The 25,854-nt window shown below is 39.5% G+C and carries 22 protein-coding genes; 10 read left to right on the top strand and 12 right to left on the bottom strand.

Annotation, left to right across the window (positions count from 1 at the left end):
• Positions 1 to 13 precede the first annotated feature (13 nt).
• The 3 genes from AAA071_RS05335 to AAA071_RS05325 all read left to right on the top strand — a co-directional run bounded on the left by AAA071_RS05335 (position 14) and on the right by AAA071_RS05325 (position 2,870).
• Positions 14 to 526 carry a pyridoxamine 5'-phosphate oxidase family protein gene (locus AAA071_RS05335; RefSeq protein WP_101928514.1) on the top strand — a complete coding sequence of 171 codons (513 nt, stop codon included), beginning with the start codon at positions 14 to 16 and terminating at the stop codon, positions 524 to 526.
• Positions 527 to 762: 236 nt separating this feature from the next.
• A complete protein-coding gene (locus tag AAA071_RS05330; RefSeq protein WP_101928513.1) occupies positions 763 to 1,548 on the top strand; it encodes a hypothetical protein in 786 nt (261 codons plus the stop codon).
• 14 nt (positions 1,549 to 1,562) lie between these two features.
• Complete coding sequence (locus AAA071_RS05325) at positions 1,563 to 2,870, top strand: hypothetical protein (protein ID WP_101928512.1); 1,308 nt, start codon at positions 1,563 to 1,565, stop codon at positions 2,868 to 2,870.
• Between the two features lie 237 nt (positions 2,871 to 3,107).
• Here the strand turns inward: AAA071_RS05325 and AAA071_RS05320 are convergent, their stop codons facing one another.
• Positions 3,108 to 4,475 carry an NCS2 family permease gene (locus AAA071_RS05320; protein WP_101928511.1) on the bottom strand — a complete coding sequence of 456 codons (1,368 nt, stop codon included), beginning with the start codon at positions 4,473 to 4,475 and terminating at the stop codon, positions 3,108 to 3,110.
• A gap of 146 nt (positions 4,476 to 4,621) precedes the next feature.
• Between AAA071_RS05320 and AAA071_RS05315 the strand changes: the two genes are divergently transcribed.
• From AAA071_RS05315 to aroD, 3 genes are all read left to right on the top strand, one after another.
• Positions 4,622 to 5,041, top strand: coding sequence for an RrF2 family transcriptional regulator (locus tag AAA071_RS05315; RefSeq protein ID WP_004694942.1), 420 nt, complete (start codon positions 4,622 to 4,624; stop codon positions 5,039 to 5,041).
• 261 nt (positions 5,042 to 5,302) lie between these two features.
• On the top strand, positions 5,303 to 6,547 hold the full coding sequence (locus tag AAA071_RS05310; RefSeq protein WP_101928510.1) for an MFS transporter: 1,245 nt from the start codon (positions 5,303 to 5,305) through the stop codon (positions 6,545 to 6,547).
• A gap of 309 nt (positions 6,548 to 6,856) precedes the next feature.
• Positions 6,857 to 7,651, top strand: coding sequence for a type I 3-dehydroquinate dehydratase (gene aroD, locus AAA071_RS05305; RefSeq protein WP_101928509.1), 795 nt, complete (start codon positions 6,857 to 6,859; stop codon positions 7,649 to 7,651).
• Positions 7,652 to 7,675: 24 nt separating this feature from the next.
• Here aroD and AAA071_RS05300 read toward each other — a convergent pair whose 3' ends face one another.
• The 8 genes from AAA071_RS05300 to aroF all read right to left on the bottom strand — a co-directional run bounded on the left by AAA071_RS05300 (position 7,676) and on the right by aroF (position 16,008).
• Positions 7,676 to 7,978, bottom strand: a complete 303-nt coding sequence (locus AAA071_RS05300; protein ID WP_008602295.1) for a type II toxin-antitoxin system RelE/ParE family toxin — start codon at positions 7,976 to 7,978, stop codon at positions 7,676 to 7,678.
• Between the two features lie 15 nt (positions 7,979 to 7,993).
• Positions 7,994 to 8,599, bottom strand: a complete 606-nt coding sequence (locus AAA071_RS05295; RefSeq protein ID WP_038125679.1) for a type II toxin-antitoxin system RelB/DinJ family antitoxin — start codon at positions 8,597 to 8,599, stop codon at positions 7,994 to 7,996.
• Between the two features lie 334 nt (positions 8,600 to 8,933).
• Complete coding sequence (locus AAA071_RS05290) at positions 8,934 to 10,169, bottom strand: shikimate kinase (RefSeq protein ID WP_077707673.1); 1,236 nt, start codon at positions 10,167 to 10,169, stop codon at positions 8,934 to 8,936.
• A 124-nt stretch (positions 10,170 to 10,293) separates the two neighbouring features.
• Positions 10,294 to 11,433 (bottom strand): bifunctional chorismate mutase/prephenate dehydratase, encoded by a 1,140-nt coding sequence (locus AAA071_RS05285; protein ID WP_077707672.1) that lies wholly within the window; start codon positions 11,431 to 11,433, stop codon positions 10,294 to 10,296.
• Positions 11,420 to 12,514, bottom strand: coding sequence for a chorismate synthase (aroC, locus tag AAA071_RS05280; protein ID WP_101928508.1), 1,095 nt, complete (start codon positions 12,512 to 12,514; stop codon positions 11,420 to 11,422). Before aroC ends, AAA071_RS05285 begins: the two co-directional genes overlap by 14 nt.
• A gap of 74 nt (positions 12,515 to 12,588) precedes the next feature.
• Entirely contained in the window at positions 12,589 to 13,857 is a 1,269-nt protein-coding gene (gene aroA, locus AAA071_RS05275; RefSeq protein ID WP_195213321.1) for a 3-phosphoshikimate 1-carboxyvinyltransferase, read from the bottom strand.
• A gap of 10 nt (positions 13,858 to 13,867) precedes the next feature.
• A complete protein-coding gene (aroB, locus tag AAA071_RS05270) occupies positions 13,868 to 14,920 on the bottom strand; it encodes a 3-dehydroquinate synthase (protein WP_101928506.1) in 1,053 nt (350 codons plus the stop codon).
• Positions 14,921 to 14,994: 74 nt separating this feature from the next.
• Positions 14,995 to 16,008: a 3-deoxy-7-phosphoheptulonate synthase gene (gene aroF / locus AAA071_RS05265; protein WP_101928505.1), complete on the bottom strand. Its 1,014-nt coding sequence runs from the start codon at positions 16,006 to 16,008 to the stop codon at positions 14,995 to 14,997.
• A gap of 473 nt (positions 16,009 to 16,481) precedes the next feature.
• Here aroF and AAA071_RS05260 point away from each other — a divergent pair, with 473 nt between their 5' ends.
• Entirely contained in the window at positions 16,482 to 16,898 is a 417-nt protein-coding gene (locus tag AAA071_RS05260) for a GNAT family N-acetyltransferase (RefSeq protein ID WP_004694957.1), read from the top strand.
• Positions 16,899 to 16,999: 101 nt separating this feature from the next.
• Positions 17,000 to 17,458 carry a DIP1984 family protein gene (locus AAA071_RS05255; RefSeq protein ID WP_101928504.1) on the top strand — a complete coding sequence of 153 codons (459 nt, stop codon included), beginning with the start codon at positions 17,000 to 17,002 and terminating at the stop codon, positions 17,456 to 17,458.
• 380 nt (positions 17,459 to 17,838) lie between these two features.
• Here the strand turns inward: AAA071_RS05255 and AAA071_RS05250 are convergent, their stop codons facing one another.
• On the bottom strand, positions 17,839 to 18,867 hold the full coding sequence (locus AAA071_RS05250) for a ribonucleotide-diphosphate reductase subunit beta (RefSeq protein ID WP_058948130.1): 1,029 nt from the start codon (positions 18,865 to 18,867) through the stop codon (positions 17,839 to 17,841).
• 199 nt (positions 18,868 to 19,066) lie between these two features.
• Positions 19,067 to 21,349, bottom strand: coding sequence for a ribonucleoside-diphosphate reductase subunit alpha (locus AAA071_RS05245; protein WP_101928503.1), 2,283 nt, complete (start codon positions 21,347 to 21,349; stop codon positions 19,067 to 19,069).
• 620 nt (positions 21,350 to 21,969) lie between these two features.
• Here AAA071_RS05245 and AAA071_RS05240 point away from each other — a divergent pair.
• The gene (locus AAA071_RS05240) at positions 21,970 to 22,893 is read left to right on the top strand and encodes a DUF2806 domain-containing protein (protein ID WP_101928502.1); all 924 of its coding nucleotides are present in this window, start codon (positions 21,970 to 21,972) and stop codon (positions 22,891 to 22,893) included.
• A gap of 73 nt (positions 22,894 to 22,966) precedes the next feature.
• Here the strand turns inward: AAA071_RS05240 and AAA071_RS05235 are convergent, their stop codons facing one another.
• Complete coding sequence (locus AAA071_RS05235) at positions 22,967 to 24,526, bottom strand: hypothetical protein (RefSeq protein WP_101928501.1); 1,560 nt, start codon at positions 24,524 to 24,526, stop codon at positions 22,967 to 22,969.
• 148 nt (positions 24,527 to 24,674) lie between these two features.
• Here AAA071_RS05235 and AAA071_RS05230 point away from each other — a divergent pair, with 148 nt between their 5' ends.
• Positions 24,675 to 25,847: an iron-containing alcohol dehydrogenase gene (locus AAA071_RS05230; protein ID WP_101928500.1), complete on the top strand. Its 1,173-nt coding sequence runs from the start codon at positions 24,675 to 24,677 to the stop codon at positions 25,845 to 25,847.
• The last annotated feature ends 7 nt before the right edge of the window (positions 25,848 to 25,854 follow it).

Genomic DNA, 25,854 nt, shown 5'->3' with positions numbered 1-25,854 from the left:
TATGGAGGCTATTATGAGACGTCAAGATCGTATGGTTACAAATATAGATGAAATTAAAGGTATTTTAAATAGCACTCGCATCATTCACTTAGGGATGATGGATGGTGATTACCCTTACGTGGTACCTTTGCATTTCGGCTATGAATTTATAGATAATGTACTTCATATTTTTGTGCATGGACATCATGAGGGGAAGAAGTTTAGTTTGATGCAAGCGAATCCTCATGTATTTATCGAAATTGATGGTGATGATGAGGCTCTCGTTTCAGGTGGAGATATTCCTTGTAAATATAGTTCAGTCTATTCCAGTGTAATGGGACGAGGAGAGGCCACCTATATAGATAACATTGATGAAAAAGTTCATGGTTTACAAGTGTTGATGAAGCATCAGACCGGTCGAGAATTTACCTTTACCGATGCCATGGTAAACTCTGTGGGCGTAGTTCAAATTAAAGTTGTAGACTATACTGCAAAGAGACGAAGACAGCTTGAACAAGATATTATTATGCCTCCATTAACTAAATAATGACAAAACATCCTATTGAACTCTATTGTAATATAGCGTTTAGTAGGATGTTTTATTATGTATAACTAGTTAGCATTAAAGCAGCTGATGGCTCATAACTATACTTTCACAATAGGAAAGATAAAAGTTTTATGAAGTAGCTAGGGCAACAGAATTGGTGGTATGTTTTTGATATAAATAAGAAAATATATCATTATATGTGTAAAGTATATCAAGTTTTTATAAAAGGAGAGATCATGAAGAAGCTTCTAGTTAAGTCCGTTTTATCTGCTATGGCTGTAGGATTATTGTGTGCAGGATATGTTTTAGCTGATGTTGTTAATGATTCAATATCTACCGATAATGTTGGCGTTTCCGCTACCATTACAAATGATATGCCTAGAGTTCATCCTGATTCAGCAATCAAAGCATTACCAAGAAAGACTTTATTAGAGTGGCCTATGAAAACTCAAGAAGGAGCTCGTAATTGGAAAGGAATAGTAGAAGCTGCACAGCAACTGCCGTATGAGGTCAAGGCGCCTAGCTATATACCTTATGGTTATCAGCTTTATACAGCGCGTCAAGATCAAAATGATGTATTAGAGGTTGTATATTATAAAAAAGGTGTGACTATCTATCGGGATGGGAAAAAATATATAGATAGTATTATGGCATATAGAATGGGATATTCCTTGGATACCGTAAGAGATACACCATATGTTCCATCTGAGTACGGCGATCTCGAATGGTCTAAATCAGGTGATTCTGGTGATGTTTATTTTACAGGTAATCCTGAAACACATATGGTTCGCAGCATTTCGTGGACGAAGGATGGTATGGCTTATTCTCTATTCTTCTTAGAACGGATGAAAGAGGCTGATGCGGAATTCTATAAAGAGCATGTAGTACCGTTGAAGAGTATTGATAGCTCTCGTTATGAACTAGTTGGTAACTATCCGACAACACCGATTAAACCTAAAACTATTGAAGAAATGAAACAGGAACATGTAGTTCCTATGAAAGCAAAGACTGGCGTGTTTTAGAGAGAGAAGAAATTATGAGATTGAAAATAACAAAATCATTATTAGCAATAGGAATACTAGCTGCTGTGGTAAGTAGCTTTGGAGTACAACCAGTTAGTGCATTATCTCCTTTAGTGGATGAAAATGGACATACAGTTACCACTGATACAGTGGAAAAGAATAAAGAGCTAATGAATCGCTATCGGTGGTATGATCAACTTGATAATGGTGATATCCTAGAGCGTAATATTGAGGCAACTACTAATTATTTTGGATATAATTTACAAATTCCGTCTTATATGCTTGAAGATTATGCAGTACGCGATGTAAAGTCAAGTGATCATGACGTATTAGAAATCGTGTATACGGAAACGGGCCATAATGGAGAATATGGTCAGAAATTAACCTTCTCTAATACAGATATTGTGTATCGCATGGGGTGGGCTATCGATACCGTGGTAAAGCCTATATTGGAAAAGACAAAATATGATGCTGATGATGCCGTTAGCTTTACTACCCCTAATGGAGTCCCTGTACATACTTTAGGCTCTAGCAACGACTCTGTTCAAATTGCTTACTGGGAAAAAGATAATAAAGTATATATGCTCTACTTTGCCTCTACAAGAAACCAAAACTTTGTAAGCAAAATTGTAGACTCTGTAGGTCCTCTTACTAACGTAGCCGCTGATGATACTCGATTACGTGGTGAACGCAATGATAAGCAACATGTTGAAGAAAACGATGCGCAAAGTGTTAAACAAAATGGTGAACAAGATAGACCTCATTTTGAAACTATTGGTTTGCCACTGCGTACACATACGAATTCTGAGTGGCCTATACTTACGAGTAAATCCATCGGCTTACCTAGCGGTGTAATTGATGCATCTCGTAAGATGTCCTATGACGTATCTGTACCAAGTTACTTGCCTCTTGGCTATACATACTATGCTACACATTTTTATGATAATGATGTATTAGAAACTGTATATTGGAAGGAAGGTCAAGAATATCAAGAACGCAGCGGACGTTGGGTAAATCATACGATGGTCTTTCGCATGAGCTACTCTATGGATACAGTATGGCCTAAAGAATATGTTCCAACGGAATACCATGACGTACAGTGGATTGACTCTACGCCAACCGGTGATGTGCAGTATACAGGTAATGTAGATAAGGGCTTAGTACGCAGTGTTGCGTGGAGCAAAGATAACATGGCATATTTCTTGTTCTTCCAAGTGCCTGTGAAAGCATCTGAAGCAGAGTTTTATAAAGATTATGTAGTACCATTAAAAAATATTGATTCAAGTCGTACAGACTTAATCGGTGTAAAAACAATTCGTTAATACTAAACCCTAATAAGACTCTATAGCACGATTCGGTGATGCCATACGACGTTAGCGTTTAGTAAAAGCGTACATAATAAAAAGAACCTATTTCCTAGATATTAGAGTAATATCTTTGGAGATAGGTTCTTTTAGTGTATGTAATTTACATATATTTTGCTTTTAGGTATTAGTGATTTTATAGTTATCGAATATAAAGTAGCTTTCACTAATAGCATCATTATGGGTATACGTTAATTAGAAGAATACGTAGCGGATAATAACGAGAACCGCCAATACGTACATAATCCAGTTAACTTCTTTTGCACGGCCTGCAATGATTTTGAGTAGAGGGTATGCAATAAGACCTGCAGAGATACCGTTAGCGATGCTGTATGTGAACGGCATTAATACGATAACGAGGAATGCAGGGAAGCCTTCAGTCCAATCATCGAAGTCGATGTTGCGAATGGCACCTAACATGAGGGCACCTACGATGATAAGAACAGGAGATGTGGCTGCATTTGGAACCAAGGATACCAATGGAGCCAAGAATAAGCAAATTAGGAAAAGTACGCCTGTTGTGACAGCTGTTAAACCTGTACGGCCGCCAGCCCCTACACCTGCCGCACTTTCAACGAAAGCCGTAATTGTAGAAGTACCGAGCAATGCACCGGCACTAACACCGATAGCATCTACGGTCATGGCTTTACCAAGACCGGGGAATTTACCAGATTTAGGATCTGCGATTTTCGCCTCTGTAGCGGTACCAATCAAAGTGCCCATAGAGTCGAATAATTCTACAAATGTGAAGGAGAAGATAATCGTAATTAAGCCCATGTGAAGAGCACCAGGAATATCTAATTGCAAGAATGCTGCTTTGGAGAAATCAGGAACGGCCAATACGGTGAAGTTCTCAGGCATTGTGGAAAGGCCTGTCGCATAGGAGATGATTGTTGTTACTAAAACGCCGATCAAGAGGGAACCTTGAATTTTGCGAGCCATCAATAAAGCTGTAAAGATGAGGCTGAATAGTGCTAACAATGTTTCACCACTGTGCAAATTACCAAGCGTTAAGAGTGCCTCAGATGCTGGAGGGACTAAATTACCATGTGTTTGTACAACCTGACCTAAGGAGTTTGGAGACAAACTAATGGAGATGGCCATCAAGCCGGATAACTTCAAACCGATGATAGAAATGAAGAGACCGATACCAACGGTAATGGCAATTTTCATGGAGGTAGGGATGCCTTCAACAATCATTTGTCGCACCGACGTAAGTGTTAATACGAGGAATACGAGACCTGAAATGAATACCGCACCTAATGCTGTTTGCCAAGATACGCCCATACCGAGAACTACAGTAAAGGAGTAAAATGCCAAGAGGCCAACTCCTGGAGCGAGAGCAATTGGGTAGTTTACGAATAAACCCATAGCAATCGTCACAAGACCTCCACCTAAGGCTGTGGCAATGAGGACCGCATCCTTATCCATACCTGCAAGACTAAGAATGTTTGGCGCCAAGAATAGGATGTACGCCATCGTGATAAACGTAGTGATACCTGCTAAAATTTCTGTTTTAACGGTTGTGCCACGCTCACTGAGTTGAAATAATTTATCTAACATTAGATAAAATCCTCCCTATATGAAATTAAAATCATACCTAAATAAAGATATTTCGATATATGTATAGTGTATCATATTTCCCACCATTTTTTGTATGAATTTGTGATATACTATTAATATATTATGAATGATATAGAGGTTAACTTATGAAAATATCTACAAAAGGGCGTTATGCCTTACGGATATTGGCGGATATTGCAGAACATGGAGTAGAAAAAAATGTACCAATTCGTGAGATTGCAGAACGCCAAGGATTTTCCGATAAATATTTAGAGGGGATTGTATCTCGATTATCCTCCGCGGGCCTTGTTAAAAGTGGACGTGGTAAATATGGAGGATATCGTTTGGTGAAATCTCCGGCTGAATACAATGTATATGAAATTTTATATGCCGCAGAGGACTCCATTGCTCTCGTGTCTTGTTTAGAAGATGATGTAGAACCGTGTCCTATGTTTAATGACTGCTTGACAGCTCCATTGTGGCAGTATTTACAAGATGAGTTCCGACATGTTATGGAACATGTTTCCTTGCAAGATGTAATGGATCACAAATTTCCTACGGAATAATTGATAGTCCGAAAACTTTAATTTGAATAATCTTTGAGGATTACTACATTGTATACCTATATTTTAGGTATTTTTTATGGAAAGAGTCGCGTTTCGTATGCGGCTCTTCTTTATATATGAAATTAAAATGTAATAACATTTTATGAATAGTAACATAGATTGAAATCTAAGTAGGACTGTAATTTAAATGGAACTGTAATTAAAAGTGATTTATGTGTATATTAGTTTATCTAAACAATTTTATGTGGAAGGGAGGGTACTATGAGTACAAGTGTATATGATGCTCGCGGTGGCATGCGCAATGTATGGATTATTACGGCTAGTATGACCGTGCTAGCCATATGTTACACAATGATAATTCCTTTTCTGCCTATATATCTGTTGGAACTCGGTGTTCCTAAGGCTGATGTGGCACTTTGGTCAGGTCTTGTCTTTGGTATTACCTTCCTTATTGCTGGTATTATGGCGCCTATATGGGGCAAAATTGCAGATAATAAAGGGAAAAAGCGGATGGCTTTGCGCGCTGGTTTTGCCATTGCTGTCAGTTATGTCCTCATCGGTATGGTAACGGATCAGTACCAATTGTTGATGGGGCGTGCCTTGGTAGGTTTTGCCAACGGTTTCTATCCTGCGGCGATGACCATGGTTTCCCTGAGCGTTGATGAGAAACAGGTGGGCCGTGCCCTCGGCATATTCCAAACAGGTCTGATTTTAGGCAATGTCATCGGCCCATTTTTAGGTGGTGCCGTTGAAAGTGTCGTAGGTATGCGCCCTGTATTTTATATTTCTGGTATAGCTGTATTCATTGCTACTTTGGCGGTATTGTTTCTTGTAAAAGAACCAAAACTAGAAGTTGAAAATACAACTTCTAAGGAGCAGTCCAAACAGCCGGTAAAAGCTACATCCTTGCGAGAGGATTTTAAGTCGGTTCAAGAACAACCTGTATTAGTAAGACTTTTATGGATTTACTTCTTTATGCAATGTGTCATCATGATGCTACAGCCTATTTTGGCGCTTTATGTAGGTGATATGCAAGGCACCATGGAAGGGGCAGCCATCATTTCAGGTACAATCCTCAGTATCGGTGGTTTAGCCGGTTCCTTAACGACCAATATATGGGTGCGCCTCGGTGAGCGTCGTGGGTACTTTAGAACCATTTCCTACTGTATGCTTGGTAGTGGTGTTGTTCTCTTACTTCAAAGCTTACCAGTAGGTATCTGGTGGTTTGGTGTACTACAAGTGTTAATTGGCTCTTGTATTGTAGGGATCAACCCATCTTTGAGTGCAGCTGTAACACTTAATACAGAACCAGGCTTTAGAGGTCGCATGTTTGGTATGACGACGACGGCTCAACAATTTGGTTCCATGGTGGGTCCAGTGTTTGCAAGTATTGTATCTACCTATATTGGGATATCCTATGTATTTAGCATTACAGGTTTGCTATTACTCTATATGGGATTCCAATCACGGAAACTATCCGTACAACATGATAAATATAGTGTGTGAATTAGAGTCTAACAAGCTCCTTACTAATATATTGGTAAGGAGCTTTTACTTTTTTAGGCTATTTTTATAATACGAAACTTTCAAGTACAGATTGTTTATTGGTAAGAGGTCTTAATCTAGGGTATAAGAAAAAGTAATGTTAATCGTTAATCTAAGAATACTGTTTTAGTGCATAATAGCAGGCTTTCATACGTTTTTAGTGAATAGCAATCCAATATGGGCTGATTGATTGCTTTTACAAAAATATTGGTATATAGTTAGTTTAAGGTAAGTCACTAGTCTCACCGCGTGGGACAGAAAGGAGTTATTATGGTCCGTATCGGACATACTGTACTCGGAGAAAAGGGTACAAAAATATGCGTGCCTATTGTGGGCACAACAATGAAAGAGATTCTAGATGCCACCGCGGTAGCATGTAATACACCGTGTCATGTAGTGGAGCTACGCATTGACTATTTCGAGCGGGCCCACTCCATTGACGCTATTATTGAATTATTAATGCTCATCAAGCCACAACTGAAAGGTCGTGGGTTGCTCTTTACATGGCGCACAAAAGGTGAAGGTGGGGAAAGAACGATTTCTACACAAGATTATTTTACAATGCTGGAGCGCTTGATTCCTACAGGATTGGTGGATGCTATCGATATTGAGCTGTTTTTTGATCAAGATAGAATGCTTAAAACGATAGAGTTTGCTAAGGTTCATGGAATCACTATTATCATGAGCAACCATGATTTCCATTGTACGCCGAGCCGTGAAGTCATTGTAAATCGACTTATTCAAATGAAAGAGTTCTTGGCCGATGTGCCAAAGATTGCCGTTATGCCTCACACAACTGGTGATGTATTGACGCTACTTGAAGCAACTGCTGAAGTGAAAGCTTTGTATCCTTCGGATCCAATTATTACGATGGCAATGGGAGAACTAGGTGCTGTTACACGCACTGTAGGTGCTCTATTTGGAAATGCCATGACCTTTGCCTCTGCTGGTAAAGCATCGGCACCAGGGCAAATCGATGTACATGCTTTAAAACGAATTCTAGATACCATCGATGTAGATGGTGTATTTGACGAACAACAACATAAACGCGTAAAAGTGCATTAAAAAAGTCGGCGAGAGCCGACTTTTTTATATGTTTTGTATTTCTTGTAGTATATTCATTTTTGAAGGGCGGATATAAAAAATATATATGTTATTATTAATGACTTTATATAGAATAAGATATTTTTTGTATGATAATTTTCTGTAATTGGTATTACTATTTACAATAGGATAACGTTCAGGAAAGATAGCTAATGAAGAAATTTTTTGATAAATCAACTTTAATTCTTTTCTAATAAAGGAAGAATCTATAATCTGTTGTTCTAGTGAACTTTTGAGATTTACTATATCAGACTTAGCTGTAGGCGTCATAATTACTGTATACTTCATTTCAGCTCTCCAAATTTATAAATCTTCAAGGAGTTCATTAAAAATTTTTTCCGCAGGTTCACCAATTTCTTTTTCTGCTTGATTTAGCCCTAATTGTATTCTTGTAGTTAAATCTTCTTCAGTCCAGAAATCATTATTAATAGCATCAATCCATTCTGGACGGAGGATAGTAGGTGGAATATCCTTATTAAATTGTATTTGTTTAGATACAAGTGTAACTGTTTGTGACATGGTTAATCCCATTTCTTTTAGAATAGCTGTTGTTAGTGTCTTAACTTTAGGATTGATACGGATGTTAAGAACTCCTGTCTTATCGATTGTATCGAAGGATATTTCTTGATTTTCTTCTCTTGGTGTACCATATGCACCTATATAATCTGAGGCTTTTAATGTAGTTTGTGGTTGTTCATAGGTGCCGTTGTTGAGTGTGCTTGGTGTAGGTGTTTCATCGATAGGTGCCGTTGGTAACGCAATGGCAAACGGAATGCGACGCTCTTTGATGATTTGGCGGAATAGTGCATCTAGCATAGAGGTGTATGATAGACCTTGTGCTTTTAATATGCTAGATACTTCTTGTTTTAGATCTTCGTTGATACGGACTTGTAGGTTTACGGTTTTCATAGTATCTCTCCTAGTATTCTTTTGGCTTATGACTGAAACATCTTGGTTATATTGTTGATTTTATGTTAAAAAGTATTTAAGTTACTCAATCCTATTTGTAATTACATTGTAATTGCAAATGTAGTTTTCTACCAATATATATAATACATAGGAGACCTAAAAAAGCAGTAGTTACCCTGAGGATAGCTACTGCTTTTCAGTTTATATCATGTATGTCATGATATGAGTTTTAGTTTTATCTAAAAATACAGATGTAAATGCTCTCACTTCTAAAAATGTAGAAGTCCTTACTTATATAGAGGAAACAATCTTATAAATACCGTTATATAAACTCTTACAATAAGTTTGCTTCGAAGTCTTCTAGTATAGCCGCTACTGTTTCCGGTGCATTACGATTATGTTCTACGATGCATTGTGCAAAGCTTTCATACATTGGAGTGCGAGTTTCTTCGAGTTCACGTAAGCGCTCTATACCGCCACTAGAGAGAACACGACCTGACGTAGATAGCTTTTCTACAGGCTGCGTTAATTGGTAAATACGACCATTTTGACGTAGATGTACATAGTTTTTAGGTACTGTTACACAGCCGCCACCAGTGGAGATGACAAGGCCAGTTTCTGTGCCTAATTTTGCAATCATTTCTGCTTCTTTTTCACGGAATGCTGCTTCCCCTTGCTCCGTAATATATGTGGATATATCACCGATTTCTTTTGCTAACTCTTGATCGACATCAATACAAGTACGGCCCATCTCTTTGCCGATTGCCTTGCCTACAGTTGTTTTCCCAACACCAGGCATGCCGATGAGGATGATATTTTCCTTTTCACGGCGCATATCTCGCAAAATTTGCTCGATTTCCTTGGTGCCAAAGCTTTCACCTTGGAAATGATTAGCTGCCTCAACGCCTTGTGCCACGAGGAAAGGTAGACCATCACAATGAGGAATATCCATCATTTCTGCTTGTAAAAGCAAAACGGTACGGCGCGGATTGTAGATGAGATCTACAACGCCTTCTAATTTGGAAAATTGCATAATATCTATCAGGCTAGCCGGATTATGCGGATACATCCCGATAGGCGTGCAGTTAATGATAATCTGTGCTGTTTCGTAGTAATTAGGTGCATCGGTATAGAGCGGAGCTGTTTTACGGGATAGATGCGTGATGCTCTTAGCACCTAGATCTTCAAGAGCCACGTGAACGGTAGCAGAAGATGCGCCATCGCCAAGGATGATGCACTCCTTATCAGATACATCGATACCAGCGTGTTTTAGGGTGAATACAAATCCATCGTAGTCTGTATTGTAACCATGCCATTTGCCGTCTTTACGGACCATAGTGTTTACACAGCCAATGCGTTCCGCGCGAGGGTCAACTACATCGCAAGCCTCAAGGGCATTAACCTTGTAAGGAAAGGTAATATTAATACCTTGTAATTCTGGATTTGCGAAGAACTCTTGCAGTTGGCTCGGTTCTCGTTCAAATAATTCATAATTAGTATTTCCCAAAGCATTGTGGATGCGTGGGGAAAAGCTATGGCCCAACGTACGGCCAAGTAAACCAAATTTCATAGGACCTCCTAGGTCAATATACACAAAATGGCTAATAGGCTGTCACCTATTAGCCATTGGAGTTTTAAAACTATATCCATTGTACTATATATGCCATTAATAAGCACTACTATAGAGGAAAATATTAATTTTCAGGATAATTACCGAGCAAGCGGAATTTATCTTGCGATGCGTGGAGTTCTGCCAACACGGAGAGTACTTTTGGATCTGCTAAGGATGCTTCCAAATCAAGGTAGAACAAGAATTCAAAGTTATGTCCTACGATAGGGCGGGACTCAAGTTTTGTAAGGTTTACACCGATGTTAGCAAATTTGGTGAGCAATGTACCAAGGCCACCAGGTGCATGACTTGCAGTGGTTACAACAGAGATTTTATTGGCTCCTGGGTATACGTGGAAGTCCTTACTAATACAGATAAAGCGCGTATAGTTGTTGTCGCTATTTTGGATGTTTCTTAGCAATGGAGACAAATTATATAGGTCTGCACATTGAGGTGCTGCGATAGCTGCCACACCTGGGTCATCACTAGCCGCTACGAGCTGTGCAGCTCGAGCCGTGTTGTCATAGGAGCGTAATTCTACGCCTTCTAACTTATCTAGGAAGTGACTGCATTGGCCCAACGCTTGAGGGTGGGAAATTATGGTATGGATATCTTCTAGTTTAGTGCCTTTTTTTACGAGCAAGTCATGAGAAATCCAAAGGCGCGTGCCGCGAACGATATAGCATTTGCGCTCTTCTAAGAGGTCATATACTTCTTTTACAGAACCATTGGAGCTGTTTTCAATAGGCAATACACCGAATTGACATTCGCCTGACTCTACGGCATCGAATACGGCACGGAAACCCGTTACATAATGGATTTGGCTGAGGGGTAATAATTTATCACACGCCATTTGAGCATTGCTGCCGAATACGCCGGCGCAAGCTACACTGCCCCGTTGAGGTGGCAAAGTAGGGGATTGGTCAATGGCTTTTTTCATTTTTAAAGTGAATTCATTGTCTTGGAATAGTTGCTCAGATTGGTAGGTACGACTCAAGCTAAATAATGCTTCAAAAAAGCGGCGTGCATATAGATCGAGGTCTGGACCTGCATCTTTTGTTACCTTGTCGAGGATGTCGCGCTCTCGTTTGGCATCGTAAATAGCCTTATTCATTTCTTTTTTTGCAGCCGCTACGTCCTTAGAGAGTTCCATGCGCTCTTTGAAGAGGGCTAGCATTTGGTCGTTTATATCGTTAATCTTAACGCGTACTTCATCTAAGTTCATGGTCAATATCTCCTAAGAAATCAAGAATGACAAGGGCCGTAACGGCTTCGATAACAGGTACAGCACGAAGCGCTACACATGGGTCGTGACGACCTTTAATGGTGAGTAATGTGTCCTCTTTTTGTGAAAGAGACACAGAATATTGTTCCTTATAAATGGATGGAGTAGGCTTGATGCCCACTTGCATAATGAGGGGCAAGCCGTTGGTGATACCGCCTTGAATGCCACCGCTATTATTGGTAGTTGTTGTGATTATATCGCCGTCCATGGTGAAAGCATCGTTCACTTCTGATCCAAGGCGAGAACACATGTCGAAGCCACCCCCAAAGGACACGCCTTTGATGGCAGGTACGCCAAAGATCACGCGAGCTAATCGGTTCTCGATGCCATCAAAGTTTGGATTGCCTAAACCAACTGGCAATCCTGTAGCGATAACCTCTACGATACCACCGGTAGAGTCGCCGTCTTTTTTTAGTTTCATGACCAAGTTTTCTACTTCAGAGCGCTTGTCTGCATCGACCATAGCGATAGTTTCGGTAGCTATTTTGGCAAGTGCTTTCATATCTGGATGAACCATATCGATAGGAGTATCTTGGATTGTACCAACTTGTTTTAAATGGCCGTGAATTTCGATACCTTTTTCACGCAATAACTGTAGTGCAATGCCACCAGCTACGCAAAGAGGTGCTGTAAGACGTGCCGAGAAGTGGCCGCCACCTCGCATATCTACCTTGTCACCATAGCGCATGCGAGCCGTAAAGTCCGCATGAGATGGGCGAGGAATGTCGCGCAAGTTATTGTAATCACCGGAGTGCTGCGATGTATTGCGAATCATAAAAGCTAATGGAGATCCACTGAGCATGCCATCTACCATACCTGATAAGAATTCAGGTATATCGGCTTCTTTACGTTGCGTTTGTAATTGGTTTTGACCTGGCGCACGGCGCTTTAAGAAGGCTTGTAGCTCGTCGATGTCGATGGTATGTCCACAAGGGAGGCCTTCCACGATACCACCGATGGCGTACCCATGAGACGCGCCAAAGGTAGCTACTTGTATAGTTTTACCGAAATTAGATGCCATTATATTAACTCCTACTTATAGTATGTATGACTAGTATTCTTATCTATTGAAACGCATTAGCTGTGACTAGGACGCTATACTTGCTGTGCATTGCCACCTAGCATGTTCCAGTCCTCGAAAAAGTCAGGATAGGATTTTGTAATAGCTTCGCTATCTTGTAAGATGACAGGGGTTTCACTAATGAGAGCCATCAATGTGCCTGCCATAACGAGGCGATGGTCGTTAACACAATCACCTTGTCCTCCTTTTAGTATACCACTACCGATGATATATAGGTCATCACCATCTTCGCGAACCGTGCCTCCTAAATCTCTGACGAGATTAGCAACGGCTTCGAGGCGATCTGATTCTTTTAACCGTAGGCGAGCACCATTAACAAAGGAGCTTTCACCTTGGATAGAGCAAGCGAGGGCTGCCATAACTGGCAACATATCGGGCATTTGCTCGAGGTCGGCATGGATTGGCTTACTAGCGCGACCTGATACAGTGATATTCATGCCATCCCATGTAATAGTGCACCCTGCGGATTCGATGACCTGCATGATGCGGCGGTCAGCTTGTACAGAATTCTTGTTCATACCCGTAATGGTAATAGCTTGGCCTGTCATAGCGGCAGCAACCATCCAAATCGCTGTATTAGACCAATCCCCTTCGATTTGGTAATCGTTCTGTCCTTTGAAAGTAGCATTAGCCGCTACCGTAAAGGATTCTTGGACTGTGTCAGCGGCAGGTATATGGTCGACTGTTACGCCGAAGTCTGCCATCGTTGTAGTTGTCAATGTGACATAGTCGCTAGATTGAAGTGGTGTCGTAGATATAATTGTAGCGCCTTCACATTGTGGAGCTGCTAACAATAATCCAGAGAAAAACTGGCTACTCACATCGCCAACCATACAGAACTCTCCACCTTGGAGACGACCTGTCATGGTGAATGGTGGTTTATCTTGGGAGAATGTTACGCCGTGAGCTTTTATTTCACCGAGCATGGGCTCTAAAGGACGATCTGGTAAACGCCCTTTCGCATCCACAGCTACCACATTACAAATGGAGGCCGCCACAGGCAATAAGAGGCGCAATGTAGTCCCTGATTCGTGCGGTACTACATTGCCCTTTGTAGGTACAGGACCAGGTGTAACAGTGACAACTTTATTTTCATACACAACATGTGCTCCTAAGCCTCGTAAGGAGTCCATAGTTGCATTGATGTCTTTAGAGGTGCGGCTCAGTAGTATGGTAGATGACGAGTTTGCGAGAGCTGCGCAAATCAGCGCACGGTGTGCATGAGCTTTTGCAGGGATGGACGCGATAGTCCCTGTAGGGATGGCGTTCGTTACAGAATGCATATAAATCTCCTTAATCTAAATAGGTAGCAAGTTCCTCGTGCGTTATTACCTTGAGTTCGCTGTGACCATAGCTAGTAGGTACTACGATTTTAATGGTTGCTCCTTCGCTTTTTTTGTCGTGCTTAGCGGCAGCTAGAATCTCTTTTTTGCTTATCGTTGTTGTGGTTGGCAAATCGTGTGCTTTGATGAGGGCCTTTAATTTCTCTAAAGCCTCCGTATCTAATTCTCCATGTTTGACAGCACCTTGTGCCATGAGGACCATGCCAATGGCAACGGCATAGCCATGATGCACTTCAAAGTGGCTCGCTTTTTCAATACCGTGACCAAAGGTATGACCCAGGTTTAGGAGAGCACGTACGCCAGACTCGCGTTCGTCTTGTTCCACGATATCCGCTTTTGCTTGTACGCAGCGGGCAATAACGCCACTTACACTACTGCGATGTTTAATTAGTGGTCTGTTCTCGAGTTGAGTGAGTAAACCCGGTACGTCGAGGAAACCGTATTTGATAATTTCACCGCACCCATTAATCCATTCCATTTCAGGTAATGTATTGAGTGTAGCTGGATCACAGAGGACAAGGATAGGTTGTTTGAAAGCGCCCCATAGGTTTTTGCCGGCTTCGAGATTGACCGCTGTTTTACCACCTACAGAGGAGTCTACTGCGGCTAATAGGGATGTAGGAACTTGAACATAGTCGATACCACGTAAATAGGTCGCTGCCGCAAATCCTGCCATATCGCCTACAACACCGCCGCCAAGGGCGATGAGCAAGTCTTTGCGAGTCAATGATTGGGCCGCCATGTATTCTACTAAATCGATGAGTTGATGAGCATTTTTGGAGCTTTCACCAGCAGGGAAAACATAATCACAAACAGCATAACCCGCATGTTCCATATTAGCTTTCACAGAGTCCAAATAGTGAGGCGTCACGTTGCTATCGCTGACGATGATAACACGGCAATTTGGTTTTAATGGTTTAATATAATCGGTGATGCGTTGTAAAGCGCCTTCCTCGATGACAACATCATACGGTGTAGATGCATTAATATGGATGCGAGTCATAACGGTTCCTTTCTTAAAAGAATAAGCTAGTATCTATTATAACGGATACTAGCTTATTTGTGTGATATGTAAGATTATTTAGTGCATTCTACCAATGCTTGGCGTAACGCGTTAATTTCTTTCATAAGGCTAGTGAATTGGTCTGGACGTAATGCTTGCGGACCGTCGCACAATGCTTTGGCTGGATCGTTGTGAACTTCAATCATAAGGCCGTCTGCACCGCCGCCTACGGATGCAAGTGAAAGCGGACGAACCATGCGGCTCATACCTGCTGCGTGGCTAGGGTCCATGATAATTGGCAAGTGAGATAATTCATGCATCATAGGAATTGCTGTTACATCTAAGGTATTGCGAGTCTTTGTTTCGAATGTGCGGATACCGCGCTCGCATAATACAATTTGTTCATTGCCTTCGGACATGATGTACTCAGCAGCCATCAACCATTCTTCGTATGTTGCAGATAAACCACGTTTTAAAAGAACTGGTTTATTTAATTTGCCCACTTCTTTTAAAAGCGTGAAGTTTTGCATGTTACGAGCACCGATTTGAAGCATATCTACATTATCAAAGTATTGTAATTGGGAGATATCCATAACCTCAGAAACAATAGGAAGACCTGTTTCTTTTTTAGCAAGCTCTAATAACTCTAAGCCTTCTGGGCCCATGCCTTGGAAGGAGTATGGGGATGTACGAGGTTTGAAAGCGCCGCCACGAAGGATTGTAGCACCAGCTTCTTTACATGCTTTAGCAGTGGCTAATACTTGTTCAGGTGTTTCCACAGAGCAAGGACCGGCCATTACTGCGAAGTGGCCACCACCGATAAGTGCACCACCTACATTGATTACAGAATCATCGGGATGGAACTTGCGGTTTGCTTTTTTGTATGGCTCTTGAATGCGAGTTACTTTATCTACGAAATCTAGGGACTCGATTTGACGCGCATCAAGAGATGCAGTATCACCAATCAGACCTAGAATATTGTATCGTGTTCCTTCTACTGGGTGGATAACAAATCCTTGAGCCTCTAATTCACTGCGTAAACGAGATACTTCTTCCGCTGCTGCATTTTGTTTCAATGTAATAATCATGATAATTCCTCCTTGTAACTACAGTGAATAGTTGGGCTGACCATACGGATAGCAAACAAAAAGGGCTACCCGTAATCTAATACGGGTAGCCCTTTTACTATTCTAAGCAACTAATGTTGAATAATCCTTTATTAGCGCATCACAAATAGTTCCTTACCCGTACGTTGGATAAAGAACCAATAAAAGTATTGCTTTGCTGTGAGGCTAATTTGGTTAGTCATCTTTGGTTGCTCCTTTCTAAAATGTTGGGTATAGTATAAACCCAAATGATAAAATTATGCAATACCTAAAAGTGAATTTCATGGAAGTTTTAAAATATTTTTGATGTGGGAATTAATAGGAACTGAGGTGCTTTGTGGTATTAATCGTATTTTTGATATAATAAAAACAAGAAGTTTTCATTGTTTATAGAGTATTTCGTAATACGCCTAAATCAATTCTTATAAATATGCTTATAATCAGAAAGGGCACCTATGATTATTCAAATCTTAGATCATATAACAGAGGAAATAAAACAAATTCGTGTCGATGTATTTATAAAAGAACAAGGGTTTGAAGACGAGTTTGATGAAATCGATGAGACTGCAAAGTTTGTGCTCTTATCCATTGATGGTAAAGCGGCTGGTACGTGTCGATATTTTCCCAGTGACACAGCTGGAGATGCACATATTGGGCGTATGGCGGTACGCAAGTTGTATCGTGGACAACATTTAGGTACTAAGATCATGATGGCCGCCGAAAATGCTATTCGTCGTGACGGCTTTAAGACGTGCTCCTTGTCAGCGCAAGTACAGGCCAAACCATTCTATGAATCCCTTGGATATCGTGCTGAAGGGGACGAATACCTTGATGAAGGCTGTCCGCATGTGATGATGCGGAAAGTATTATAAGCCGTTCAATAGTGTTGTATAATAAGAATTGATGGATATATTATTATTGTACATAGTATTTTATAAGTAAATTGATATATCTTTTTGAGAGGTGAGAGTTTATGAAACTAGCAGAAGCATTACAAGAACGATCTGATTTAAATTATAAAATAAGCGATTTAGAGCTTCGCTTAACTCAAAATAGTTTAGTGCAAGAAGGGGAAGTACCGAATGAGAACCCTGAAGAACTTTTGAAAACATTAGAACAATGTGTAAATAGACTTCAAAAATTAATTGCAGATATTAATTTAACAAATTGCAAAACTATTATAGAAGGTCGATCTATTACTGAAATCATTGCCGAAAAAGATTGCGCTGCTTTGCGCCTAACTGCTTATCGAACTTTGGCATCTAGCGCAGGAAGTATCAATTTCCGTGCGAGAGGGTCTGAGATTAAGCTAATGCCGACTGTGAATGTGGCAGACATCCAAAAAGAAGCTGATCATATCGCAAAACAAGTACGTTTATTAGACAATCTATTGCAGTCTGCTAACTGGACAACTGAATTGATTGAAAGCTGATAATAGTTGGTAGTTTGAAACAGGGTGGACACAAAAACTTTTGCTTTTACCAAGCTTATTATGAATACATTCATGGGGCGAATGAAAATCTACGGTGTAGGCCTATTTGCGCACAAATGTATTGATATAATTTACAATGTATAACCATGTGTCAACTGTAAAACGAGGGTGGCGTTTGGGGACTATATTTCTAGCAACATATACACTGATATGATAGTTTTTTGTTTTTTAGAGATAAATAGGAGAGAGCTGTTTAAATTTGCAGCAATTCCTCATAACTAAGGTTTAAATAATCATGAAAAAAGAGCTGATAGCGTTATAGCTATTAGCTCTTTTCTATTGGCTCGTATGTCCTTAGATATTGTATTTTATAACGTCTATTATTCTAAATCGTCAAAATCAAATGCCGCTGCTTTTGTATAGTTTGTAACTTTAGCTTCGAAGAAGTCAGTTTTTGTGCTATTCAAGTTAGAAAAGCTTTCGATCCACTCCATTGGATTATCCTTGATTTCAGGATATAAATGAGGTAAGCCGATTGCTTCTAAGCGGATATTGGCAAGGTATTTGATGTAGCGCTCGATAAGAACGTTGTTAAGGCCGAGGATTTTATCGTCGGTGATGTATTGACCCCAAGCGATTTCGTTTTCTGTACCTTGACGAATCATGTCCGTAATTTTCGCCTCTAATTCAGGTGTAAATAAATCAGGGCGTTCACGGCGTAACTCGCGGATGATGTTTTGGAACAATACAAGGTGAGTTACTTCATCGCGATTGATATATTTGAAGATAGTGGATGTAGCTGTCATCTTGCCTTGACGTGCCAAAGTGTAGAAGAAGCTAAAGCCAGAGTAGAAGTAGATGCCTTCTAAGATATAGTTAGCGATGATTGTATGAATGAGATTTGCTTCGCTAGGCTCATCACTGAAACGTTGGTATGCATCGGCGATGAAACGGTTACGTTCAAGCAATGTTTTATCTGTACGCCATTCATCATAGATTTTGTCACGTGTAATAGGATTTGTTACAGTGTCCAAAATGTAGGAATAACTTTGAGCGTGAATTTCTTCTTGGAATGCTTGGATATTCAATAAGGATGCCACTTCAGATGCTGTAATATAGCGGCTCAAATTAGGCAAGTTTTCAGATTGAATGGAATCAAGGAAGTTCAAGAACGCAATAATTTTATCAAAGGCACGACGTTCATAATCTGTTAAATATGGGAATTGTTTAACGTCTTCGTTCAAGGAAATTTCTTCCGGAATCCAGAAGTTGTTGAGCATCGTACGGTACATTTGGTTTGCCCAGTCGTACTTGATACGATTCCACTCGCGAAGGTTCGTGGTATTACCGCCAATCATAGATTGCGTGCCACGGTCACCATTTTCGTTGAAAATCAGTTTTTTATCCATAGTAGGACTCCTTTATACGATGATGCGACCTATACTGCTATAGGTCGTCATCAGATTTACATTGTTCGTGAAAGCATCTTTCCCGAGTTTAGTGCTCTCTAGTTATAGAGCATATTTTTTGTAAACTATGGCAATGATATCTTTAACTTTTACCATAGCTTAAATTGCATTATAGAATGTAGCGTGTATCTATCCTATATTAGGAGGAACAGCTTGTGCATTCATCCATTTCAAGGGATTGATTGCGGATGTAGTAGATTGTTTTAATCCCTTGTTTGTAGGCTTCTACGTAAAGGTCAAGAATTTCTTTTGCTTTCATTTGAGGCGTGATATACAAGTTGAAAGATTGTGCTTGGTCAATATGACGTTGACGTACGCCACAAGCTTTGATGGACCATTGTTGGTCGATTGTATGTGCCTCTTTGTATAGCCAGAATGTTTTGTCGTTCAAATCTGGTGCCGTTTTTGGTGTGAAAGAACCTTTCTTCTCTTCGATGAAGAATTTTTTGAAGATAGGGTCGATACCAGCTGTTGTATTAGCGATGTTGGATGTAGAACCTGTAGGAGCTACGGCCATCAAGTAACCGTTGCGGATACCGTATTTTGCAACGTCCGCAGCCAATTGTTTCCAACGATCAGATGTGTAACCACGACGTGTGAAGTATTCACCAGTTTCCCATTCGGAACCTTTGAATGCTGGGTACGCGCCTTTTTCTTTTGCAAGCTCCATAGAAGCTTTAATCGCATAGAATGCAATGTTTTCAAATAATTTGTCCGCTACTTCGATGTGTTCATCAGATTCCCATTGGATATCATGGTTTACAAGGTAGTGGTGATAACCAGACGTACCAAGACCGATAGCGCGGTATTTATCAGAAGTCATGCGAGACTCTGGTACTGGTGCTTGGTTGATGGAGATAACATTGTCTAACATACGAATTTGAAGGGCAATGTTTTCTTCCAACTCTTCGTCTGTAATACGGCCAAGACTGATAGAGTTCAAGTTACATGTAACCATGTCGCCTGTATTTGTTTTAGTAGTAATTGTACCGTCTTCGTTGATGATTTCTTCAGCAAGATTAGTGAAGCCAACGTTTTGTGCGATTTCGTGACACAAGTTGGACGCGTAAATCATACCTGCATGTTTGTTAGGATTTGCAGCGTTTACAGTGTCGCGGAAGAAGATAAATGGCGTACCAGTTTCAACAGCGGAGCGCATGATTTTTTTCATCATGTCCAACGCTGGCACTTCGATGCCGTGTAAATTAGGATCTTGTTCACATTCGATATAGCGTTTCGTGAACTCTTTTTCGTCCTCTGTATCAAAGTAGTCCTCTAAAGAGTAGCCTTTTACAGCTAAAATTTCATGAGGGTCGAAGAGGGTGAAGTTTTCACGAGCTAACATACGTTCCATGAAGATGTTTGGAACGGAAATAGCAGGGAATATATCGTGCGCTTTACGGCGGTCATCACCGTTATTTGTACGAAGTTCTACGAATTCGTAGAAGTCTTTGTGCCAAATATCAAGTGTTACTGTAGCGCCGCCCTTACGTTTACCCAATTGGTCTACTGCAACAGCTGTATCATTGTACAAGCGAATCCAAGGAATAACGCCGCCAGAGGAGTTTTTAAAACCGCGGATATCGGAGTTCAATGCACGAACTTTACCAAGGTAGATACCAAGAGCACCACCGTGTTTAGATACGCGAGAGAACTTGCTATTTACGTCGTAGATAGACCATAAATTGTCGTCTACACCAGAGATAAAGCAAGAGGACAATTGGTGGAATGGTGTACCAGCATTTGCCAAAGTAGGTGTAGCTGTCGTCATTTTTAATTGGCTCATCAAATCGTAGAATTTCTTAGCGTATTTTACTTTATTTTCCCCTTCTACAAGAGCCAAATGCATTGCGATAGCCATGAAACGTTCTTGCGGTAATTCAAAGATTTCTTTGTTAAAACCTTTTACCAAGTAACGGTCAGCCAATAATTTGAGACCTTCATAGTTGAAGAGATAGTCACGCTTAGGTTTGATGTAATCGCCTAACTCTTGCAATTCGTCAGCAGTGTATTCTGTAACGAAGAAGTCTGCGTATTTTTTCTCTTCTACAAGCATGTTTACAAGATTTGGGAAGTTGCCGTAGCCAAATGCTTTGTAACGACGAGTAATAGCGGCTTCTTTATAGAGATCGAACAAGAATAGGCGGGCTGCTACGAACTGCCAATCTTGGTTCATTTTATTAACTTGGTTGCCGAAGCCGTCGTCTTTTTTAGATATAACTTTTTCGATGGCTGTTTGGACTAAAGTTTTTTGAATTTCTTTAGTGGTCATGCCATCAACGAATTGCAACTTCGCATCCATTTCCAATTCTAGTGGATCACAAGAATCTAACCCCAAACATGCGAAGGCTATCATTCGTTTCGTTTTTTCAACGGACAACGGCTCGAAATGGCCATCCCGTTTCTTGATCATAATCTCCATTACTGTTCCCCTTGAGAGCAAAAAGTCATAAAACTGTTAATATAGTCGTATAAGTATATATAAGATTAGAATGAATTATATAAAATATCTTTAAGTTGAGTCTAATCAGAAAAATAAGAAAACTACTATATATGGTAGTTTTCTTATTTGGCTTATACATTATGTTACGATTATAGCGAAAAATTTCTATATAATCAATATTGACTTTTTACGAAAAATATAAGTATAGTTGCCTCATTTTTGGGAAGTAGTGAAAAAAACGTATAATTATTGTATTGATGGGTAATATATGATATTTTTGAATAATGTATCTCTTTTTAGAATTATTAAAGTATATTTTACTGAGAATATTTTATTTTTATGGAGTGATACTTTCATTATTTATGATAATATTGTATCTCATTATAAGATTAAAATAAGGAGGATTGAAAGAATAAATACAAATTACTTTTTAATAGTCGGAATTAGAAAAAGCTGAATTTTAGAGATATAATAATTTTATATAAAGTTATATTAAATCATAGAAGATATAATGTAGATTTTATAAAAAGAAAAAGTCAGAGGTGCTATTAGTGTTACATTAATACTTATGGGGGTAAATATAAGAGGGGGATCGATTTATGACTGGAATGGAAATAATTGCTTTATTAAGTAATAGTCCAACTGCAATAAGTGTTGTTAGTTCAGTAGTAGGTGGATTGTTTACAACTATTTTTTTAAGGCGTAACACATCAGTTGCCGAATTTGAAAAGATTAAAAATGGACAGTTTAAGGAAGTTGCTGATAGTTTATTAAAAGCAGGTAAAATGACCTATGTAGAGTATTACCAAGCGAGCAATTTTTTAGAGGTTGCAAAGAAAGCTGATAAATACTATTCGGAAATACATCATGATAATAACAATGCAAATTATGATTTTGATTGGTTTGTAAGATTTTATGAAGCTGTAGGTAATATTAGTGATGAAGTAATGCAAGACTTATGGGCTAAACTTTTAGCGGGTGAGGTTGCAGAACCATCGTCATTTTCACTTAAAACAATTGATGTACTAAGAAATCTCAGTAAACAGGATGCTGAGCTGTTTAGTTTGATATGTTCTCATTCTGTTATGACTAGGGGACAAAATTTTTTGCCCCATTATGACACCTATCTTGAAAAGCATAACATTTATTATACTGATATCATGAAACTTAATGAACAAGGACTTATATTTAACGACGGCACAATTGGATTTAGTATGAGTATTGGTCAAAATCCTAACGTTTTATTCTGGAATAATGATTTAGTTATGACGATTGAATCATCAGATGATAAAAATATTGAAATACACATTAAGACGTATCCTTTTACTAAAGCAGGACAAGAACTTGCTGTATTAGTTTCTAAAAGTGTATCAGAAGAAAATTTTATTGAACTTGCAAAGGAAATAGCTAATAAAAATCAGGAGTGTATTTTAGGGGTATATAAAATTGTTAGTTTAGATGAGAAATCTATCCTACATGATGGTAAAAATCTACTAGCGTCTATTTCTAATAACGAAGATTGATTTACATAATAGCAAATACTATTAGTTTAATCTATAAAAGGAGTGTTCTATTTGAACACTCCTTTTATAAGTTTTACTGATATAATACGCTAAAAATAATTCTTCGTGCGCTATCTTGATATGCATAGTAGGAGTGGATTAAGAGTTTGTATCCCGTGCCTTCTATAATGACTGAATCTGAAGCCGTTTTTGGTACAGTGAGGAATTTTTCATATATATGATGAACTTCGGTCACGCCATTTGGTAGAGATACTTCTAAATCAAGCCCTTCATTGATGAATCTAAAGTTGATCGATTCATATGACGCTGTTGGTATGTCAGCTGTACTATCAGCAGGCTCACGTACCTCTAATTCAATGTTAGAAATGAATTTATTATATCCTACAAGCGAAATAACATGTGGTTCTTCAACGGCCGTAAAGCTGATAAACTGAATATTTCGTTCCTTATATATTTCCGTTGCTCCTAGTTTTGGAGAATCCCCCTGTATAATCGTCCTGCCATAGTCTGTAAAATCAGGGTTAAATGTTTCTGTAATAGGCAAGTATACGTGCCATTGACCGTCAATTTTTGTATAGTTTGTAAACTCTCGATGGGATGTGTAACCGATAAAAGGCATTAAAAGGACTGCACCTAGGGCGAGTGCCATAATCGTTGTATGGATCGATGGAGTCAAACGCTTTACAAAGGAATATACGTTATGTGCTAAGAAGATTAGATTGAATGCGGCTACGTAAATCGTATTGAGCCAGAGTACAGGCTCATTTATTACACGTTTGCCAATCAGGATTAGGCACAATATTGTAATCGTAATAAATAAGAAACATAGGATCCTTTGTGTCTTGCTGCTTTCACTAGATCTGAAACTAGCCAAGTAAAATAGATAGAAAATGGCTACATACGGATAATATGTATAAAGGAACCGCGCATCTTCGCGGAGGCCTAAGAGAATCAATACCAAGTAGATATTAGCTAGAATACCTGTAATGATGGAAGCCTTTGGTAGTATGATTCCAAAAACAACATTATAGAATGTATTTGGTTCTGGTGGTCCATCAGGCTCCTCTTTGTAAGTGCACAGCATGGACATACAGATAAATATATTAATAGCGGCTAATACTTTAAAGATTAGATCATCAAAGGTAAATGGTTTGTTCAGAATGATGAAGAAAAACCATAGAGTCATGATTATGACGACATTATACAGTGTTGATGTAACAATGGTAATACCAATCCGTTTCAGGCGATTGATGATTTCGCCAATGTAGTATTCTCCAAGCGATGTAAAATATAGAGCAATCATAGAGTACAGCCATAGATATGATATGTTTTCTGTGGCTAGCTCGATGCCTCGTATGTGATGGTACGTTTCATGAATCGTATATAGACCAACGCTGATACCTATGCTTAATAATGTATATACTACGGAGAACTTTCGATCTCGTGTTATATATGATTGTAGTATGACGATGAAGAAATACAGCCCATAGAACCAAAGGTCTATATCGGTAAACCAATCTTGCTCTAGATAAAACGGTGTACATGAAAATACGGCAATTAATGCCAGTAATATAGGTGACTGCGTTGCTAGGTCACGCAGCGAAGACCATAAATGTGTAATTGCAGATTTCATAGATTCTCTCCCTTTATAAAAATAAATGCCCCCCTCTTATCTGTAGTATACATGTTTTCTAGTGAAAGTCCTATGAGGTTTTACAGGCGTCTGAATATACATTACAATAACATTAAGATCTAGTATTTATAGAAAAGAGGTCGTTCACATGGAGTTCTCTTATTTTTTACCAGTACATATCCAATTTGGTTGGGATAAAGTCGATAGTGTTGCTGATTTTGTTAAGCCTTATGGCAATAAAGCGCTCATCGTAACAGGGCGGACAAGTGCCAAAAAATCTGGACTATATGACCGTGTGACGGCAAAACTTGATGCGGCACATATTGAACATGTATTGTTTGATCAAGTGGATGCCAATCCCTTAACGACGACTGCATTGGACGGCGCTGCTTTAGCTAAATCTGAAAGCTGTGATATGGTTATTGCCATCGGTGGCGGCTCTATCATGGACTGTGCAAAAGGCATTGCATTTATGTCCGTTAACGAAGGTGACATTAACGATTATATCTTTAATCGTAAAACCAGTGATAAGGCGTTGCCTCTTATTGTAATTCCTACAACCTGTGGCACTGGTTCCGAAGGTAATGGCTTTGGTGTACTTACTAATTCCGAAACAGGAGACAAGAAATCCTTGCGATGTAATGCCATCGTACCAAAGGTATCCATTGTAGATCCTGCTGTAATGGGTACAATGCCGCCCCATGTATTGGCATCTGTGGGCTTTGATGCACTCTGTCATAATATCGAGGCGTATACTTCTAAAACGGCACAACCTTTTACCGATGCATTAGCTCATTATGCTGTAACTTTGTTAGCACAATATCTTGTGCCTCTATATAAACATGTGAAAGCAATGGCTGAAGGCAAATCAGCTGTTCTCAACGAAACTCAACTTACAAAAGCTTGGGAGTCCGTTACATTGGCTAGCACAATTGGAGGCATGGTTATTAATACCGCCGGTGTAACACTTGCTCATGGCATGGAACATCCTGCAAGTGGGCTTAAGGATATTACCCACGGTGTAGGCCTTGCCGTTATTGAACCTGTTGCAGTGGAATATACATGGAGTGCAAACCCTGATAAGTTTGGTGCCTTAGCTCGTATATTCAACCATGGAGATGGCTCCGAACTAGGTGAAGCATTACGTTTGATTGTACATGACCTGGATCTTACCACGAACCTTACAGAACTAGGCTTAACGAAAAAAGACATTCCTTGGCTCGTCGATAACGTATACGTTGTAGCTACCGGGAATATTGCTAATACAGTGGCCGACGTGAGTCGGGAAGATATAGAAATGTTGTATAAGAAAATGTTCTAAGTATTGT

Origin of the sequence: Veillonella parvula, from assembly GCF_040097785.1 — a bacterium.
In the GTDB taxonomy this organism is placed as follows: Bacteria; Bacillota; Negativicutes; order Veillonellales; family Veillonellaceae; genus Veillonella; species Veillonella parvula_D.
The sequence above is the reverse complement of the archived record's forward strand: the minus strand, read 5'-3'. Positions and strand labels throughout refer to the sequence as shown.